This window comes from Scandinavium lactucae, assembly GCF_033843265.1.
GTDB lineage: Bacteria > Pseudomonadota > Gammaproteobacteria > Enterobacterales > Enterobacteriaceae > Scandinavium > Scandinavium lactucae.
This window is the reverse complement of record NZ_JAWXRD010000002.1, coordinates 461,166-477,482: the sequence shown is the minus strand read 5'-3', so window position 1 is coordinate 477,482 and position 16,317 is coordinate 461,166. Positions and strand designations below refer to the sequence as shown.

14 protein-coding genes and 1 pseudogene are annotated in these 16,317 nt (G+C 58.0%); 11 read left to right on the top strand and 4 right to left on the bottom strand.

What is annotated here, in order from left to right; genetic code table 11:
- Nucleotides 1–1,587, bottom strand: coding sequence for a gamma-glutamyltransferase family protein (locus SIK69_RS04205; RefSeq protein ID WP_319785499.1), 1,587 nt, complete (start codon nt 1,585–1,587; stop codon nt 1–3).
- Between the two features lie 109 nt (nt 1,588–1,696).
- Between SIK69_RS04205 and SIK69_RS04200 the strand changes: the two genes are divergently transcribed.
- The 5 genes and pseudogenes from SIK69_RS04200 (at nt 1,697) to uraH (ending at nt 6,041) form a co-directional block, all read left to right on the top strand.
- Nucleotides 1,697–2,536, top strand: a complete 840-nt coding sequence (locus tag SIK69_RS04200; protein WP_319785481.1) for a MurR/RpiR family transcriptional regulator — start codon at nt 1,697–1,699, stop codon at nt 2,534–2,536.
- 176 nt (nt 2,537–2,712) lie between these two features.
- Nucleotides 2,713–3,945 (top strand): (S)-ureidoglycine--glyoxylate transaminase, encoded by a 1,233-nt coding sequence (gene pucG / locus SIK69_RS04195; protein ID WP_319785480.1) that lies wholly within the window; start codon nt 2,713–2,715, stop codon nt 3,943–3,945.
- A gap of 18 nt (nt 3,946–3,963) precedes the next feature.
- A pseudogene (gene hpxK / locus SIK69_RS04190) lies at nt 3,964–5,205 on the top strand (allantoate amidohydrolase); the annotation flags it as partial.
- Nucleotides 5,191–5,709, top strand: coding sequence for a 2-oxo-4-hydroxy-4-carboxy-5-ureidoimidazoline decarboxylase (gene uraD, locus SIK69_RS22920; RefSeq protein ID WP_374941363.1), 519 nt, complete (start codon nt 5,191–5,193; stop codon nt 5,707–5,709). The pseudogene hpxK and the gene uraD, both read left to right, overlap by 15 nt.
- A complete protein-coding gene (gene uraH / locus SIK69_RS04185; protein ID WP_319785479.1) occupies nt 5,706–6,041 on the top strand; it encodes a hydroxyisourate hydrolase in 336 nt (111 codons plus the stop codon). The genes uraD and uraH overlap by 4 nt, the downstream gene beginning before the upstream one ends.
- Nucleotides 6,042–6,080: 39 nt before the next feature.
- On the opposite strand, the gene SIK69_RS04180 is transcribed toward uraH, so the two are convergent.
- Both SIK69_RS04180 and fadE read right to left on the bottom strand, forming a co-directional pair.
- Nucleotides 6,081–6,851, bottom strand: a complete 771-nt coding sequence (locus SIK69_RS04180) for an amidohydrolase (RefSeq protein WP_319626967.1) — start codon at nt 6,849–6,851, stop codon at nt 6,081–6,083.
- Nucleotides 6,852–6,992: 141 nt separating this feature from the next.
- The gene (fadE, locus tag SIK69_RS04175; protein WP_319626592.1) at nt 6,993–9,437 is read right to left on the bottom strand and encodes an acyl-CoA dehydrogenase FadE; all 2,445 of its coding nucleotides are present in this window, start codon (nt 9,435–9,437) and stop codon (nt 6,993–6,995) included.
- A 237-nt stretch (nt 9,438–9,674) separates the two neighbouring features.
- Between fadE and lpcA the strand changes: the two genes are divergently transcribed.
- Together lpcA and SIK69_RS04165 are read left to right on the top strand one after the other, a co-directional pair.
- Entirely contained in the window at nt 9,675–10,256 is a 582-nt protein-coding gene (gene lpcA, locus SIK69_RS04170; protein WP_319626593.1) for a D-sedoheptulose 7-phosphate isomerase, read from the top strand.
- A 177-nt stretch (nt 10,257–10,433) separates the two neighbouring features.
- Entirely contained in the window at nt 10,434–11,201 is a 768-nt protein-coding gene (locus SIK69_RS04165) for a class II glutamine amidotransferase (RefSeq protein WP_319626594.1), read from the top strand.
- Here the strand turns inward: SIK69_RS04165 and dpaA are convergent.
- A complete protein-coding gene (gene dpaA, locus SIK69_RS04160; protein WP_319626595.1) occupies nt 11,172–11,909 on the bottom strand; it encodes a peptidoglycan meso-diaminopimelic acid protein amidase in 738 nt (245 codons plus the stop codon). The genes SIK69_RS04165 and dpaA overlap by 30 nt on opposite strands.
- A gap of 403 nt (nt 11,910–12,312) precedes the next feature.
- Here dpaA and SIK69_RS04155 point away from each other — a divergent pair, with 403 nt between their 5' ends.
- The 4 genes from SIK69_RS04155 to SIK69_RS04140 are packed head-to-tail and all read left to right on the top strand — an operon-like array spanning nt 12,313 to nt 16,316.
- Nucleotides 12,313–13,656: a Na(+)-translocating NADH-quinone reductase subunit A gene (locus SIK69_RS04155; RefSeq protein WP_319785478.1), complete on the top strand. Its 1,344-nt coding sequence runs from the start codon at nt 12,313–12,315 to the stop codon at nt 13,654–13,656.
- A gap of 3 nt (nt 13,657–13,659) precedes the next feature.
- Nucleotides 13,660–14,898: an NADH:ubiquinone reductase (Na(+)-transporting) subunit B gene (locus tag SIK69_RS04150; RefSeq protein WP_319626968.1), complete on the top strand. Its 1,239-nt coding sequence runs from the start codon at nt 13,660–13,662 to the stop codon at nt 14,896–14,898.
- Nucleotides 14,891–15,685, top strand: a complete 795-nt coding sequence (locus SIK69_RS04145) for a Na(+)-translocating NADH-quinone reductase subunit C (protein ID WP_319626597.1) — start codon at nt 14,891–14,893, stop codon at nt 15,683–15,685. The genes SIK69_RS04150 and SIK69_RS04145 overlap by 8 nt, the downstream gene beginning before the upstream one ends.
- Nucleotides 15,678–16,316 carry an NADH:ubiquinone reductase (Na(+)-transporting) subunit D gene (locus SIK69_RS04140; protein WP_319626598.1) on the top strand — a complete coding sequence of 213 codons (639 nt, stop codon included), beginning with the start codon at nt 15,678–15,680 and terminating at the stop codon, nt 16,314–16,316. Before SIK69_RS04145 ends, SIK69_RS04140 begins: the two co-directional genes overlap by 8 nt.
- Nucleotide 16,317: the final 1 nt, after the last annotated feature.

The following is a 16,317-nucleotide window of genomic DNA, read 5'->3' as shown; positions in this document are numbered from 1 at the left end:
TTAAAATCCGGCTGCGCTGCCGTTGCTGCGTGGATCGAATGCCCCTTCCAGCATGCCGTTAGGGTGGCGCACAATTGCCCCGGCATGACCCATTGCTTCACTCATTCCCGGCAACCATTCCACGTCGTGGCCTAACTCGCGCAGTGCCGTAAACGTCGCTTCGCTGAAGCCGCCTTCGAGTTTGAGGGAGTCCGTTGCCTGGCCCCAGGTGCGGCCAAGCAGCCAGCGCGGGGCGCAAACTGCCTCCTGTAACGGCATGCCCTGAATCACATGGCGGGTAAAAATCGCCGCCTGGGTTTGCGGCTGTCCGTCCCCGCCCATGGTGCCGTACACCATGGTCCGGCCATCTTTCAGCCGCGCCGCCGCCGGGTTAAGGGTATGGAACGGCTGTTTGCCAGGGGCCAGGGCCAGGAGGTGATCCGGGTCGAGCTGGAATGCCGCGCCGCGGTTTTGCAGCAGAATGCCGCTTTCCGGTAGCACCACGCCGCTGCCAAATTCGTGATAAATGCTCTGGATGAACGACACCGCCAGGCCGTTGCCGTCGACAACGCCCAGCCAGACGGTATCCCCCGGGCCTTTGCCTTTGCCCCACGGCGCGGCGCGGTGGTCGTCAATGTTGGCGGCCATCTCCTGCAACGGTGCGTTTTCCAACAGGCTTTGGACCGGGAGCGTGACGTGGCGCGGATCGGTGATGTATTTATCGCGCAGGCTGAATGCCTGTTTGGTGGCCTCAACGATGCGGTGAATGGTCTGCACTTCATCGGCGTTGGCCATCTGCAGATGGTCGGTAATGCCCAGGATCGCCAGCGACACCAGCCCCTGCGTGGGCGGCGTCATATTGAAAATCTCGCCCTGCTGGTGGCTAAGTTTGAGCGGCACGCGACGCCGCGCGCGATGGCAGGCGAGATCCCGCCCGGTCAGCGGGCAGCCGGTCGCCTGAAACTCTTCTGCCATCAGCTGTGCCAGCGGACCACGATAAAAACTGTCGAGACCGTCATTGGCCAGCCTGGTCAGGGTGCGGGCCAGACGCGGCTGACAAAAACGGTTGCCTGCGGTAGGCACCTCGCCGCGTTGTAAAAAGGTTCCGGCAAAGCCCGGCACACCGGAAAGTTCATGGTATTTGCCCTGTGTAGCGCTGGCCTGCGAGCGGGTGACGGGCATCCCATCGGCGGCGTAACGAATGGCGTCGGCCAGCAGGCGGGAGAGGGGCAGCTGTCCCCCGCCAAGGCTGGCGGAGACTTTTAGCGCGTCGTCCCAACCGCTGATTGTGCCCGGCACGGTCAGCGCTGCTTTCGCACCACGATGCGGAATGGCAGCATGTCCGGCGTAATATTCCAGCGTCGCTAATGCCCCTGCGGCCCCGCTGGCGTCAATGGCAATCGGCTCGCCGGTCGGCGGCACAATCAGCCAGAACCCGTCCCCGCCGATGCCGTTCATGTGCGGATAGACCACGGCAATGGTGGCCGCCGCCGCGACCATCGCTTCGATGGCATCCCCACCGTGGCGCAGGACCGAAAGCGCCGATTCGCTGGCGAGATGATGAGGGGTAACCGCCATGGCACCCGGGGCCAGATTACTTTGCATGATTTTTGCTCCGTGGAAGGTCTTCGGTGTTATCAGGCAAAAAACGTTCCAGATTGACGCCCGGCGTTGGCGTGTGTCAGCTTAGGATGAAACAAAAGTTGCAGGAGAGGGTATGCAGCAGCTCGATGAGCGCCTGAGGGCGTGCTTTAACGAATTGTCACCGCAGGAACAGCGCGTCGCGTCGTTCATCATGGATCATTTTGACGATCTGGTGAGCTACAACAGCGCCGAACTGGCGCGGCTGAGTGGGGTCTCGAAGGCTACCGTCAGCCGTCTGTTCCGCCATCTGGGCTATGAGCGCTTCAAAGACATGCGCGACGAGCTGCGAACCCTGCGCCAGAGCGGGATGCCGCTGACCGGTGAACGCGATGCGGTGCAGGGCAACACCCTGCTGGCGCGTCATTATAAACAGGAAATGGCTAATCTGATGCAGTGGGTTAACGCTCTGGATGCCAGCCTGTTTGATGAGGTGATCGCCGCGCTGGCAAGCGCCAGACGGGTGTTTATCGTCGGCCTGCGTAACAGCGCCCCGGTGGCGTTGCACCTGCGCCAGCAGTTGATGCAAAGTCGCGGCAACGTCTGGCTGATGCCGCAGCCGGGCCAGACGCTGGCGGAAGAAGTGGTCGATATCACCCCGGAAGATTTGGTTATCGTGGTGGCGTTTCGCCGCCGTTCGCGCGTGATTCGCCCGCTGCTTGAAGCGTTGCAGAGCCAGCAGGCGCAGGTGTTGGTGATAAGCGAGCCGCAGGCCACCCGCATTCGCACCCGCTGCCGCTGGCATTTTGCCACTCCGCTGGACAGCGTTTCGGCGTTCGACAGTTACAGCAGCGCCATGAGCCTGGTGAATTTGTTAGCCAATGCCTTGCTGCACAGCACGCTCAGCGAAGGTCGCCAGCGTATTCACCACATCGCCGACCTCTATCACACTCTGGACGAACTGGAACAGCGCTGATGCCCTGCGATGGTGCAAATGCACCCGCGCAGGGTTCCGTTTTGAATCAACGATGGGCGAATTATCCGTAATCGTTCGATGAAAAGCGAAAGTGCGGGCTGGCACATTCGTTGCAAAAACGATATTAAAAGAATCATTCGTTTCAATAACCGGTATCCAGACCAAAGGATGTGTCCATGTTCGAGGTTCAGCCTTGTTCCGCTATTAACCCTCCGCACCGTTTGTTGATGGGGCCGGGGCCAATCAACGCCGATCCGCGAGTGCTGCGGGCAATGTCCAGTCAACTGATCGGCCAGTACGATCCGGTAATGACCGGCTACATGAATGAAGTGATGGCGCTGTATCGCGGGGTGTTCCGCACTGAAAATCAGTGGACCATGCTGGTGGATGGCACCTCCCGGGCCGGGATTGAAGCCATTCTGCTGTCGGCCATTCGTCCCGGCGATAAGGTGCTGGTGCCAGTGTTTGGTCGTTTCGGCCACCTGCTGTGTGAAATTGCCCGACGCTGTCGGGCTGACGTTCACACCATAGATGTCCCGTGGGGCGAGGTGTTCAGCGCCCAGCAAATCGAGGATGCTATCAAGCGCGTTAAGCCGCGCCTGCTGCTGACGGTGCAGGGCGATACCTCGACCACGATGCTGCAACCATTGCAGGAGTGGGGCGAGATTTGTCGCCGCCACGGGGTGCTGTTTTATACCGATGCCACCGCGTCACTGGGTGGCAATGTGCTGGAAACTGATGCCTGGGGGCTGGATGCGGTCTCTGCCGGACTACAGAAATGCCTTGGCGGCCCGTCCGGCAGCTCGCCGATTACCCTCAGTGCGGAAATGGAAGCGGTGATCCGCGCGCGTAAATGCGTGGAGCAGGGGATCCGCACCGGGGATCATCAGGATGGCGAAGACGAGATGATCTGGTCGAATTATTTCGATCTCGGGATGGTCATGGACTACTGGGGGCCGGAGCGTCTGAACCATCACACCGAAGCCACCAGCATGCTGTTTGCCGCCCGCGAGTGTGCGCGCATCATGCTTGAGGAAGGTATGGATAACCTGATCGCTCGCCACGAGCTGCACGGTCGCGCGATGCTGAATGGCATTCAGGGCATGGGCCTGGAAGTCTTCGGCGACATCCGCCACAAAATGAATAACGTGCTCGGGGTGGTTATCCCGGCGGGTGTGCATGGTGAGGAGGTGCGTCAGCGCCTGCTCAATGATTTCCACATTGAAATCGGCACCTCGTTTGGTCCGCTAGCGGGCAAAATCTGGCGTATCGGCACCATGGGCTACAACGCCCGGAAGGATTGTGTTTTGCAAACCCTGACCGCGCTGGAAGCGGTATTGAACCGTCTGGGCTTTGCCACCACCCAGGGCGCGGCAATGCAGGCCGCCTGGGACACTTACGAGGGGTGATTCATGCCACAGAACATCATGCCAATGAGTGCCGAAGAGGCACGTCTGGCGGCAGCCCGCGTCATGGCACGCAGCGACCAACTGGCAGAAATCAGTGAAACCACCGGGGAACTGACCCGGGTTTACCTCTCGCCTGAACATTTGCAGGCCAACGCGTTGGTGGCGCAATGGATGAACGAGGCGGGCATGATCGCCTGGCAGGACGCGGTGGGCAATATCTGTGGGCGCTACGACGCGCAGCAGGAAGGCGCGGCTGCGCTGTTGCTCGGCTCGCATCTGGATACCGTCCGCAACGCCGGGCGCTATGACGGAATGCTCGGTGTCCTGACGGCGATTGAAATCGTAGCCTGGCTGAACCGCCATGACCGGCGTCTGGCGCAGGCCATTGAAATTGTCGGGTTTGGCGATGAAGAAGGCACGCGCTTTGGCATCACGCTGCTCGGCAGCCGGGGGCTGACCGGTAGCTGGCCGCCAGAGTGGCTGGACTGCTGTGATGCGCAGGGCATCAGCGTCGCGCAGGCGATGGTCAATGCGGGATTAGATCCGGCACGCATCGCGCACGCCGCCCGTTTACCAGAAGAATTTAGCGCCAGTCTGGAGCTGCACATCGAGCAGGGCCCGGTGCTGGAAGGCGAAGATTTAGCGCTCGGGGTGGTGACTGCCATCAACGGTGCCCGCCGCCTGAACTGTCGTTTTGACGGCGAGGCCGGACACGCCGGAACGGTGCCGATGGCTCATCGTCGGGATGCGCTGGCCGGAGCCGCCGAATGGATGCTAGCGATTGAACAGCTCACCCAGGCCAGTGACCCCACCCTGGTGGCGACGGTCGGCACGCTGAACTGCCAGCCCGGTGCAGTGAACGTGATTCCCGGCAGCGTCACGCTGAGCCTCGATATTCGCAGTCCGTCCGACGACATGCGCGAAGCGCTACTGGCGACCTTGCTGGAAAAAGCCCGACAGATAGCTCAGCGCCGCGGCCTGACGTTCTCGCATGATATTTTCTATACCACCCCCGCCACACCGTGCGACCCGGTGTTACAGGCCACGCTGGTTCACGCCTGCGAAACCGTGCAGGGCAGGGCGCTGAGTTTGCCGAGCGGGGCCGGGCACGATTCAATGGCGTTAGCAGAACGCTGGCCGGTGGCAATGCTGTTTGTGCGCTGTGCGGGCGGGATCAGTCATCATCCAGCAGAGTCGGTTGAACAAACTGACGTGGCGCTGGCCTTGCAGGCCTACAGCCTGGCGGTGCAGGAGACGGCCCACCCGGATGCGCTCCGGGCTTTCAACAGTGCCAGCGTGGAACAGGCCAAGGAGATGATCGCCGCCTGCGTGGCGTTGCCGGAATGGCAGCAATCGCTGGTGGCTGGGCGACCTTATGTCAGCCTCGGTGCGCTGCTGGAAAAGGCCGCTGCGCTCAGTGAACGCTGGCAGTTGTCGGAGCTGGAATCAGCCCTACAGGCGCATCCGCGCATTGGCGATAAGCCTAAGGGCTTGTCAGCCGAATCGTCGTTCTCGCGTCAGGAACAAGCGTCGGTCAACGGCCACGATGCCGCGCTGCGTCAGGCGCTAGCGCAGGGTAATGCAGACTATGAGGCGCGATTTGGGCGAGTATTCCTGATCCGCGCTAAAGGGCGCAGTGGGGAAAAGATCCTCGCCAATCTTAACCAGCGGCTGAAAAACAGCGACGCCGACGAAATTCAGGAGGCGCTGCGTCAACTGCGTCAAATCACCCAGCTTCGTCTGCAAGGAGTGTTCGCCCGATGAGCCATATTTCGACCCATATTCTTGATACTTCACTCGGCAAACCGGCGGCAGGGGTAGTGATCCGCCTCGAAAAGCACACGCCGACCGGCTGGACGTTATTGAAAGAAGCGGCAACCAACGCCGATGGACGCATCGGTGCGATGGCCGAGGGAGAGCTCGCGCCAGGCCGTTATCGGCTGACGGCGGAAATCGGCGAATGGTTCGCCCGCACCGGGCGCGAAACGCTCTACCCGAGTGCGCAAATTGATATAACGCTGCCCGCCAGCGGTGATCACTACCACTTACCGTTTTTGATTGCCCCATGGGGCTGGTCGACGTATCGGGGATCGTGACGAATAGCCCTTCTGTTATCTAAGAAGGGCTAAAGAGAATCAAGACAGCGTAAACGTGTCGGCATCCTGCCAGGCGGGGAATTTCTCGCGATAGTCGGTCAGCGCCGTCAGCGAGAGCTCGGCATGAATCAGCGTGGCCTGATGTGGTTCAGCGGTGGCGATGATTTCACCCTGTGGGCTAATCACCCGGCTATCGCCACGATAGTGATGGCCGTTGCCGTCGGTGCCGACGCGGTTGCAGCCAAGAACGTAAGCCTGGTTCTCAATGGCGCGCGCGGTGAGCAGTGCCTGCCAGTGCAGGGAACGCGGGGCAGGCCAGTTGGCTACGTACAACACCAGATCGTAATCATTACGGTTGCGCGACCACACCGGGAAACGCAGGTCGTAACACACCAGCGGCAAAATGCGCCAGCCGCGCCATTCAAACACTACGCGTTCGTTGCCCGCTTGATAATGGTGATGCTCATCGGCCATGCGGAACAGATGGCGTTTGTCATAGCGATGCACGGTGCCTTCCGGCTCGACCAGCAGGAAACGGTTCACCGGACCACGCTCGGTTTGCAGCGCGGCGCTGCCCGCCACCAGGGCGTTAGTTTGCTGTGCTTTTTCATGCATCCAGCTGATGACATCGTCTTCCGGCAGTGACCGGACCGCCGCTTCCATCGCAAAACCAGTGGTGAACATCTCTGGCAGCACAATCACATCGCGCCCCTGAATCTCTTCCAGTTGTCTGTCGAAATGACGCAGGTTGGCGGGGCCGTCCATCCACACCAAGGGTTGTTGCAACAATGTTACTTTCAAATTGGGCACAGTCATAAACTCCCGATTACAGGCTAACGAGTCACTGCTCTACCTTATCAGCATTTCAATAAAAAAAGCGGAGAAGATTCTCCGCTTTTAAGGTGTGTGTTTGCCGGGTGGCGCTGCGCTTACCCGGCCTACAATCGAGCGTTACGCGGCTTCAACCTTGCGCACTTTCTCCGGCAGCTTTACCGGCTTGGTCGCCAGCGCGTCGGCATCAAAGTCGTCAACGTTAATGCTGCGCAGACGACTGGTTTCCGCTTTGATCAGCACATCCGCATCAGCCTGGTCGATAAGTCCTTTAGCCAGCGCGTTACGCGCCAGTTCATCGAGACGGGTGAATGGCAGGTTTTTACCCAATTCTTTGCAAATACGCTGATGAATCGGATCGGCTGCCATCACGTCAATCAGCGCTTCTTCCAGCAGACCCACCGGGTTGTGGGCGCTCGGGGTCAGATACTGACCGCGACCGATCCGGGAGCGGGTGGCACTTGGCACCTGCAGGATTTTCGCCACGGCATGGTCAAGTTTGTCCGAAGGGGCAGTGTAGTGACGTCCGGTCGGGAAGATAACGACGCGCATCACGCCCGCGACAAACCCGTTCGGGAAGTTACGCAGCAGGTCGTCCATCGCCTGTTCAGCCTGATGCAGCGCATCCTGAACCCCCCAGTGAACCAGCGGCAGATCCGCTTCGTTACGACCTTCGTCGTCGTAGCGTTTCAGCACCGCAGAGGCCAGATACAGCTGGCTCAGCACATCACCCAGACGGGCAGAGATGCGTTCGCGACGCTTCAGACTACCGCCCAGCACCGCCATCGAGACATCAGACAGCAGCGCCAGGTTGGCACTCAGGCGGTTCAGGTGCTGGTAGTAACGACGGGTAGCGTCGTGGGTCGGCGTGCTACTGGTCAGGCCGCGTGTCAGGCCCAGCCAGAAGCTGCGCACTTTATTGCTGCCGACGTGGCCGATATGTTTAAACAGCAGCTGGTCGAATGCGTTCAAATCTTTATTCTGCGCCGCAGCCATCTCTTCCAGCACGTACGGATGGCAGCGGATCGCGCCCTGACCGAAGATCATCATGCTGCGGGTCAGAATGTTAGCGCCTTCGACGGTGATCGCAATCGGTGCGCCCTGATAGGCACGCGCCAGGAAGTTACCTTCGCCGAGCATGATGCCTTTCCCGCCGGTAATATCCATCGCATCAATAATTGACTGCTGACCGCGATGGGTACAGTGGTACTTCACGATTGCCGACAGCACCGCCGGTTTTTCACCAAGCATAATGCCGTAGGTAATCAACGACGCCGCAGCGTCCATCACATAGGCGTTGCCTGCAATACGTGCAAGCGGCTCTTCAATCCCTTCCATTTTACCGATAGAGATTTTGAACTGACGGCGGATGTGCGCATAGGCCCCCGTTGCCATTGCCACCGATTTCACGCCGCCGGTTGAGTTAGACGGCAGGGTGATACCGCGACCCACCGACAGACATTCCACCAGCATACGCCAGCCCTGACCGGCCATTTTTGGTCCACCGATAATGAAATCGATCGGCACAAAGATGTCCTGACCACGGGTCGGGCCGTTCTGGAACGGCACGTTCAGCGGGAAGTGACGACGACCAATTTCCACCCCCGGCGTACCGGTTGGGATCAGCGCACAGGTAATACCTAAATCTTCGTCGCCGCCCAGCAGTTTGTCCGGGTCAGAGAGCTTAAACGCCAGACCGAGCACGGTCGCAATCGGCGCGAGGGTGATATAGCGTTTGTTCCAGGTCAGACGCATGCCGAGAACCTGCTCACCCTGCCATTCACCCATACACACCACGCCGGTATCCGGGATAGCACCCGCATCGGAGCCCGCTTCCGGGCTGGTCAGGGCGAAGCATGGAATTTCCTGGCCGCGTGCCAGACGCGGCAGGTAATGATTTTTCTGCTCGTCGGTGCCGTAATGTTGCAGCAGTTCGCCTGGGCCGAGGGAGTTCGGTACGCCAACGGTGATCGCCAGGATCCCCGACACACCGGACAGCTTTTGCAGCACGCGAGACTGGGCATAGGCAGAGAACTCAAGGCCTCCGTACTCTTTCTTAATGATCATCGCGAAGAAGCGATGCTCTTTCAGATAGGCCCACAGTTCCGGCGGTAGATCCGCCAATTCATGGGTAATCTCGAAGTCGTTCGCCATGCGGCACGCTTCTTCGACCGGGCCGTCAATAAACGCCTGTTCTTCCGGGGTCAGGCGCGGCTGCGGATAGTTGTGCAGCTTTTTCCAGTCAGGATTGCCCTGGAACAGATCGCCTTCCCACCAGGTGGTGCCCGCGTCGATCGCTTCTTTTTCAGTACGCGACATCGGCGGCATCACTTTGCTGAACGTCCGGAACACCGGCGCAGAAATCATCGCCTTACGCATTGGTGTCAGGTTTAACGGCAGCAGAATCAGCGCCAGCGGAACCAGCAGCCAGATATTCCACAGGCCAGCGGCCGCCAGCGCCCCGGTCCACACCAGCAGGATAAGGCTGCTGAGCAGCAGGTTAACCCGGTGATAGAAGAGCACCCCGAGTAACACGATGGTTGCAACAATACTCAAAATCATCATAAAGAAATGCTCCCTTGCTTGTAGGAGGTCTGACCACTTGTGATGATATGGTTGTAGTGGATGTGATTTCTTTTATCAATGTGTTTACAAAATAATTACAACCTGGCTCACACTGTTGCCGCTTTTGGGGGCACGGAAAATCAAAAGCGGCGGGGATAACTGAGGTGAATGCTTCTCGCTTTATCCGCTATCCGTTACACTGCTGGGGTTAAACATCTAAGCGGAAGGACACTCCTCATGTACCAGGATCTGATTCGTAACGAACTGAACGAAGCAGCTGAAACGCTGACCAATTTCCTCGCTGATGAAGCGAACATTCACGCTATCCAGCGTGCGGCAGTGCTGCTGGCTGACAGCTTCAAAGCGGGCGGGAAAGTGCTTTCCTGCGGCAACGGTGGCTCTCACTGTGACGCGATGCACTTCGCCGAAGAACTGACTGGTCGCTACCGTGAAAACCGTCCGGGCTACCCGGCGATTGCCATTTCTGACGTCAGCCATCTCTCCTGCGTCAGCAACGATTTTGGCTATGAATATGTGTTCTCTCGTTACGTTGAGTCCGTTGGCCGTGCGGGCGATGTGCTGTTGGGCATCTCCACTTCCGGTAACTCAGGCAACGTGATTAAAGCCATTGAAGCGGCGCGTGCGCAGGGCATGAAAGTGATCACCCTGACCGGCAAAGACGGCGGCAAAATGGACGGTTCTGCCGACGTGGAAATTCGCGTGCCGCACTTTGGCTACGCCGATCGCATCCAGGAAATTCACATCAAAGTGATCCACATCCTGATCATGCTGATTGAAAAAGAGATGGTAAAAGCATAAGTGTTAGCGGGGGACACAACGATCCCCCGTTTTATGTGTACGCTCGTCATACTTCAAGCTGCAGGTACGTTGGTTACACCAGTTCACCCCAGTCACTTACTTAAGTAAGCTTCTGGGGGATCCCCTGGTTTGCCGCCTGCCTGCAACTCGAATTATGTAGAGCGAGAGAGGTGAACTATGTGCGAACTGCTCGGGATGAGCGCCAATGTGCCAACCGATATCTGCTTCAGTTTTACCGGGCTGGTACAGCGCGGGGGCGGCACCGGGCCGCATAAAGATGGCTGGGGGATTACCTTCTACGAGGGTAAAGGCTGTCGCACATTTAAGGATCCGCAACCGAGCTTCCAGTCACCTATCGCCAAACTGGTGCAGGATTATCCGATCAAATCCTGTTCGGTCATTGCCCATATTCGTCAGGCGAATCGTGGCGAAGTGGCGCTCGAAAATACCCATCCGTTTACCCGCGAACTGTGGGGCCGTAACTGGACCTACGCCCATAACGGGCAGTTGACCGGCTATAAGTCGCTGGAAACCGGTCAGTTCCGTCCCGTTGGCGAAACCGACAGCGAAAAAGCCTTTTGCTGGCTGCTGCACAAGCTGACCAGCCGCTATCCTCGTACGCCGGGCAATATGAATGGGGTGTTTAAATACATCGCGTCTCTGGCAGATGAGCTGCGGGAGAAAGGGGTGTTCAACATGCTGTTGTCAGACGGACGGTATGTGATGGCGTTCTGCTCAACCCATCTCTACTGGATAACGCGTCGGGCACCGTTTGGGGTGGCAAAGCTGCTGGACCAGGACATGGAAATTGATTTTCAGAGTGAAACCACCCCGAACGATGTGGTCACCGTGATCGCTACTCAGCCGTTAACCGGCAATGAAACCTGGCACAAGATTATGCCAGGCGAGTGGGCATTATTTTGTCTCGGGGAGCGCGTAGTTTGACGCCAGCTGCGAGCGGACTTCGTGACTCAGCGGCTTGCTGACGACGTAGCGTCCGCTCTGAACCGTCACCATCGGCGGTTTATGGGTCTGCTCGAAGTAGTCGTAACCCGGCTTCAGCTGCGCCCAGAAATCTTTGTAGTAAGAGAACTTGTGGCGCTGCATATTGGCGTCGGTCATGCGGAATGGATAGATGCTGACCTGCACGCTTGACTGGCCAAACACCAGCGCCCCGGTCACGAACTGGAAAATCTCATCAATGCCGGAGTCGGTCATGGCATAGCAGCCAATCGACACGCAGGCCCCGTGGATCATCAAATACTTCCCTTCATAGCCGTGCGCGCGGTCGTAGTCGTTCGGAAAACCAATATTAATGGCTTTATAAAAACGGCTATCCGGTTTCAGCTGGCTGCGGGAAACGTTGTAGAACCCTTCCGGGGATTTGAAATCACCCTGGCGCTGTTTCGGACCGAGACCGCCGGAGTAGTTACAAATTTTATAACTGTCGAGCAACTGGTAGGTCTCACCCATCTTCACGTAGAGATCAAGGGTGCGCTCTTCTTTGAAGATCTGGATATAGACCGGGGATCCCATTAACTGCTGCTTAAATTCTTTGCTGACCGGCGTGGACGAGCTATTACTGCTAAGCAAACCGGCAAACGAAACGCACGGGATCAACAGCATCGCAAGTAACAATGCGATTTTGCGCATACTACATGTTCCTTGATAAAACGGTGAAGCCAGGCCGGGAGGCCCGAAATTAGGGTTCAAAATCAGAATTATCTTGATTTGGTGCGCTCACATTATCATCACCAACGTTTTTCGCAAGCCCGGAAAGTGGGGTTTACAAATTACTTTAGCGTTATACCTGCTTTTTATCGCAAAAGCAGTCAGAACTTTGCGTATTCGCTCGCAAATACCGACCTGCGAGCCGCGTAAATGCTGCGTTTCTGTGCGACATCCTGTAAACTTCCCGCGATTCACGACCAGGTTAAGAAAGGATGCTTTACTCTTATCGTACTGCCGCCAGCAGCGCACTCTGGCATCGGTTTTCCTTTCTTGTTTTTCTCTACGCTGGGTTTAGTAGTCACGTTTACGGATACCTGCTAACGACATGATTAAAATCACAAAAGGGCTAAATTTGCCCATCGCTGGCGCACCGTCACAGCACATAGCCGACAGTCCCGCCGTCTCACGCGTGGCGGTACTGGGCGAAGAATATCGGGGTATGCGCCCCTCCATGGCAGTTCAGGAAGGCGACCGGGTGCAGAAAGGCCAGGTGCTTTTTGAAGACAAAAAGAATCCTGGGGTGCGCTTCACCGCTCCGGCGAGCGGGGTCATTAGCGCTATCCATCGTGGCGAGCGTCGTATCCTGCAAGCGGTGGTGATTGATATTGAGGGCGACGATGCCGTCACATTCCCCCGGGTGGGCACGGCAGAATTGGCCACCCTCCCTCGCGAAGCGGTGCAACAGCCGCTGCTGGAATCCGGCCTGTGGACCAGTCTGCGCACCCGACCTTTCAGCAAAATCCCTGCGCCTGACAGCGTGCCCGCGGCCATTTTCGTGACCGCCATCGACACCAATCCGCTGGCGGCCGATCCGCAGCCAATCATCTATCAACACCGCGATGCGTTCAACGCCGGGCTGACGGCGCTAACGCGTCTGACCGATGGCAAAGTACACGTCTGCCAGGCCAGCGGCGGCAAGCTTGGCGGGCATCCGCTCGGCCAGGTGGCCTACAACGAATTTGGCGGCCCGCATCCGGCAGGATTGCCCGGGACGCACATTCATTTCCTTGAGCCGGTCAGCCTGAACAAACAGGTCTGGCATCTCAGTTACCAGGACGTTATCGCCATCGGGAAACTGTTTGTCGACGGTGAGTTGTGGACCGAACGCGTGATTGCGTTGGCCGGGCCGCAGGTAAAAACCCCACGTCTGGTGAAAACACTGCTTGGGGCCAGCCTCGAACAACTGGTGCAGGGCGAACTGGCCGACGGTGAAAATCGGGTGATTTCCGGGTCGGTGCTTAACGGCACGCACGCTCAGGGGCCGACCGCCTTCCTCGGGCGCTATCACCTGCAGGTGAGCGTCGTAAAAGAAGGGCGCGAAAAAGAGCTGTTTGGCTGGGTGATGCCCGGCAAAGACAAATTCTCTATCACCCGCACCACGCTTGGGCATTTCCTCAAGCGCAAGCTGTTCAATTTCTCCACCGATACCAACGGCGGCGAACGGGCGATGGTGCCGATTGGCAACTACGAACGCGTGATGCCGCTGGATATTCTGCCGACGCTGTTACTGCGTGACCTGTTGGCCGGTGACACCGACAGCGCCCAGGCACTGGGTTGTCTGGAACTCGACGAAGAAGATTTAGCGCTCTGCACCTACGTTTGCCCAGCGAAATACGAGTACGGGCCGGTGCTGCGTGACGTCTTAACCCGCATTGAGCAGGAAGGATAAGTAATGGGCTTGAAAAATCTGCTGGAAAAAATTGAGCCGCACTTTACCCACGGCGGCAAACTGGAAAAGTACTACCCGCTGTATGAAGCCGCGGCGACTATTTTCTATACGCCAGGTCTGGTGACCAAAGGTGCCTCGCACGTCCGTGATGCTATTGACCTGAAACGCATGATGATTCTGGTGTGGCTGGCGGTGTTCCCGGCGATGTTCTGGGGCATGTACAACGTGGGCCTGCAAACCATTCCGGCGCTGCATAAGCTGTACGGACCAGAGCAATTACAACAGGTCATCGCCGGGAACTGGCATTACGCCGCCGCGCAGTGGTTGGGGGTTAACTTTGGACCGGACGCGGGCTGGCTAAGCATGATGGGGCTGGGCGCGGTGTTCTTCCTGCCTATTTACCTCACCGTGTTTATCGTCGGCGGTTTCTGGGAGGTGCTGTTCGCTATTGTGCGCAAGCATGAAATCAACGAAGGCTTCTTTGTTACCTCGATTCTGTTCGCACTGATTGTGCCGCCGACCCTGCCGCTGTGGCAGGCCGCGCTCGGCATCAGTTTTGGTGTCGTTATCGGCAAGGAAATCTTCGGCGGTACCGGGCGTAACTTCCTCAACCCGGCGTTGGCCGGACGTGCATTCCTGTTCTTCGCCTACCCGGCGCAAATCTCCGGTGACCTGGTGTGGACCGCGGCTGACGGTTTCTCCGGTGCGACCCCACTTTCACAGTGGGCGAGTAAGGGCGGAGAAGCACTGGTCAACATCACCTCCGGGCAACCAGTGACGTGGATGGACGCGTTCCTCGGCAACATACCGGGGTCGATTGGAGAAGTCTCAACCCTGATGATCCTGCTGGGTGGGGCGATCATTATTTTTGGTCGCGTCGCCTCCTGGCGCATCGTTGCGGGCGTGATGCTCGGCATGATTGCCACCGCTACACTATTCAACCTGATTGGCTCTGCCACTAACCCGATGTTTGCCATGCCATGGTACTGGCATTTGGTGCTCGGCGGCTTTGCCTTCGGCATGATGTTCATGGCGACCGACCCGGTGTCGGCATCGTTTACTGATAAAGGGAAGTGGTGCTATGGCGCACTGATTGGTGCGATGTGCGTGCTGATCCGCGTCGTGAACCCGGCCTATCCGGAAGGAATGATGTTGGCGATTCTGTTTGCCAACCTCTTTGCGCCACTGTTCGATTACCTGGTGGTGCAGGCCAATATCAAGCGGAGGAAGTCGCGTGGCTGAAGTGAAAAGTAACGATAGCATCGGCAAAACGCTGCTGGTGGTGCTGGTGCTTTGCCTGGTCTGCTCGGTGATTGTCGCCGGGTCAGCGGTGGGGCTGAAACCTCGCCAGCAGGAACAGCGTGCGCTGGATAAACAGCGCAATATTCTGGCGGTCACCGGACTGATGCAGCCGAACATGAAGCCCAATGACGTGGCCTCACTTTTTGCCGAACGCATTACGCCGCGTCTGCTGGATTTAAAAAGCGGCACGTTGCTGGATAAAGACCCGGCCTCCTTTAACCAGGGGCTGGCGTTAAAGGATCCGGCGCAGAGCACTCAACTGGATGCCAGTGAGGATCCGGCAGGCATCAAACGTCGTAGCAACGTGGTCGAAATCTATCTGGTAAAAGACCCGCAGCAGAAAGTGCAGCAGGTGGTATTGCCCATTTACGGCAACGGCCTGTGGTCGATGATGTACGCGTTTGTGGCTCTCGATACCGACGGGCGCACGGTAAAAGGCATCACTTACTACGACCAGGGCGAAACTCCGGGGCTGGGCGGTGAAGTCGAAAACCCGAACTGGCGTCAGCAGTTCATCGGCAAGAAAGTCCTTGATGATAACGGCATGCCATCGCTGAAAGTGGTGAAGGGCGGCGCACGTCAGGGCGATGAATACGCGGTGGATGGGCTTTCCGGTGCGACGCTTACGTCGAACGGCGTACAGCACAGTTTTGATTTCTGGATGGGGGAGCAGGGCTTTGGTCCGTTCCTGAAACAGATGCGTGAAGGAGGCCTGAACAATGGCTGAGCTCGGTGATATGAAAGAAGTAAAACGGGTGCTGACGGGACCGCTGGTCGCCAACAACCCTATTGCGCTGCAGGTGCTGGGCGTTTGCTCGGCACTGGCGGTCACCACCAAGCTGGAAACGGCCTTCGTGATGACCATCGCGGTGACGCTGGTGACGGCGTTCTCCAGCATGTTCATCTCAATGATCCGCCACCACATTCCGAACAGCGTGCGCATCATTGTGCAGATGGCGATCATTGCCTCGCTGGTTATCGTGGTCGATCAGCTGCTGCGGGCCTATGCCTATGAAGTCTCAAAACAGCTGTCGGTGTTCGTGGGGCTTATCATCACCAACTGTATCGTGATGGGCCGTGCAGAGGCCTACGCCATGAAATCCCCGCCGCTGGCAAGCTTTATGGATGGCATCGGTAATGGCCTGGGCTATGGCGCGATCCTGATGATTGTCGGGTTCCTGCGCGAACTGATTGGCAGCGGCAAACTGTTCGGTATCACCGTTCTGCAAACCGTGCAGAACGGCGGCTGGTATCAGCCGAATGGCCTGTTCCTGCTCGCGCCGAGCGCCTTTTTCATCATCGGTCTGATTATCTGGGCGCTGCGTAGCTGGAAGCCGGAACAGCAGGAGAAGGAGTAAC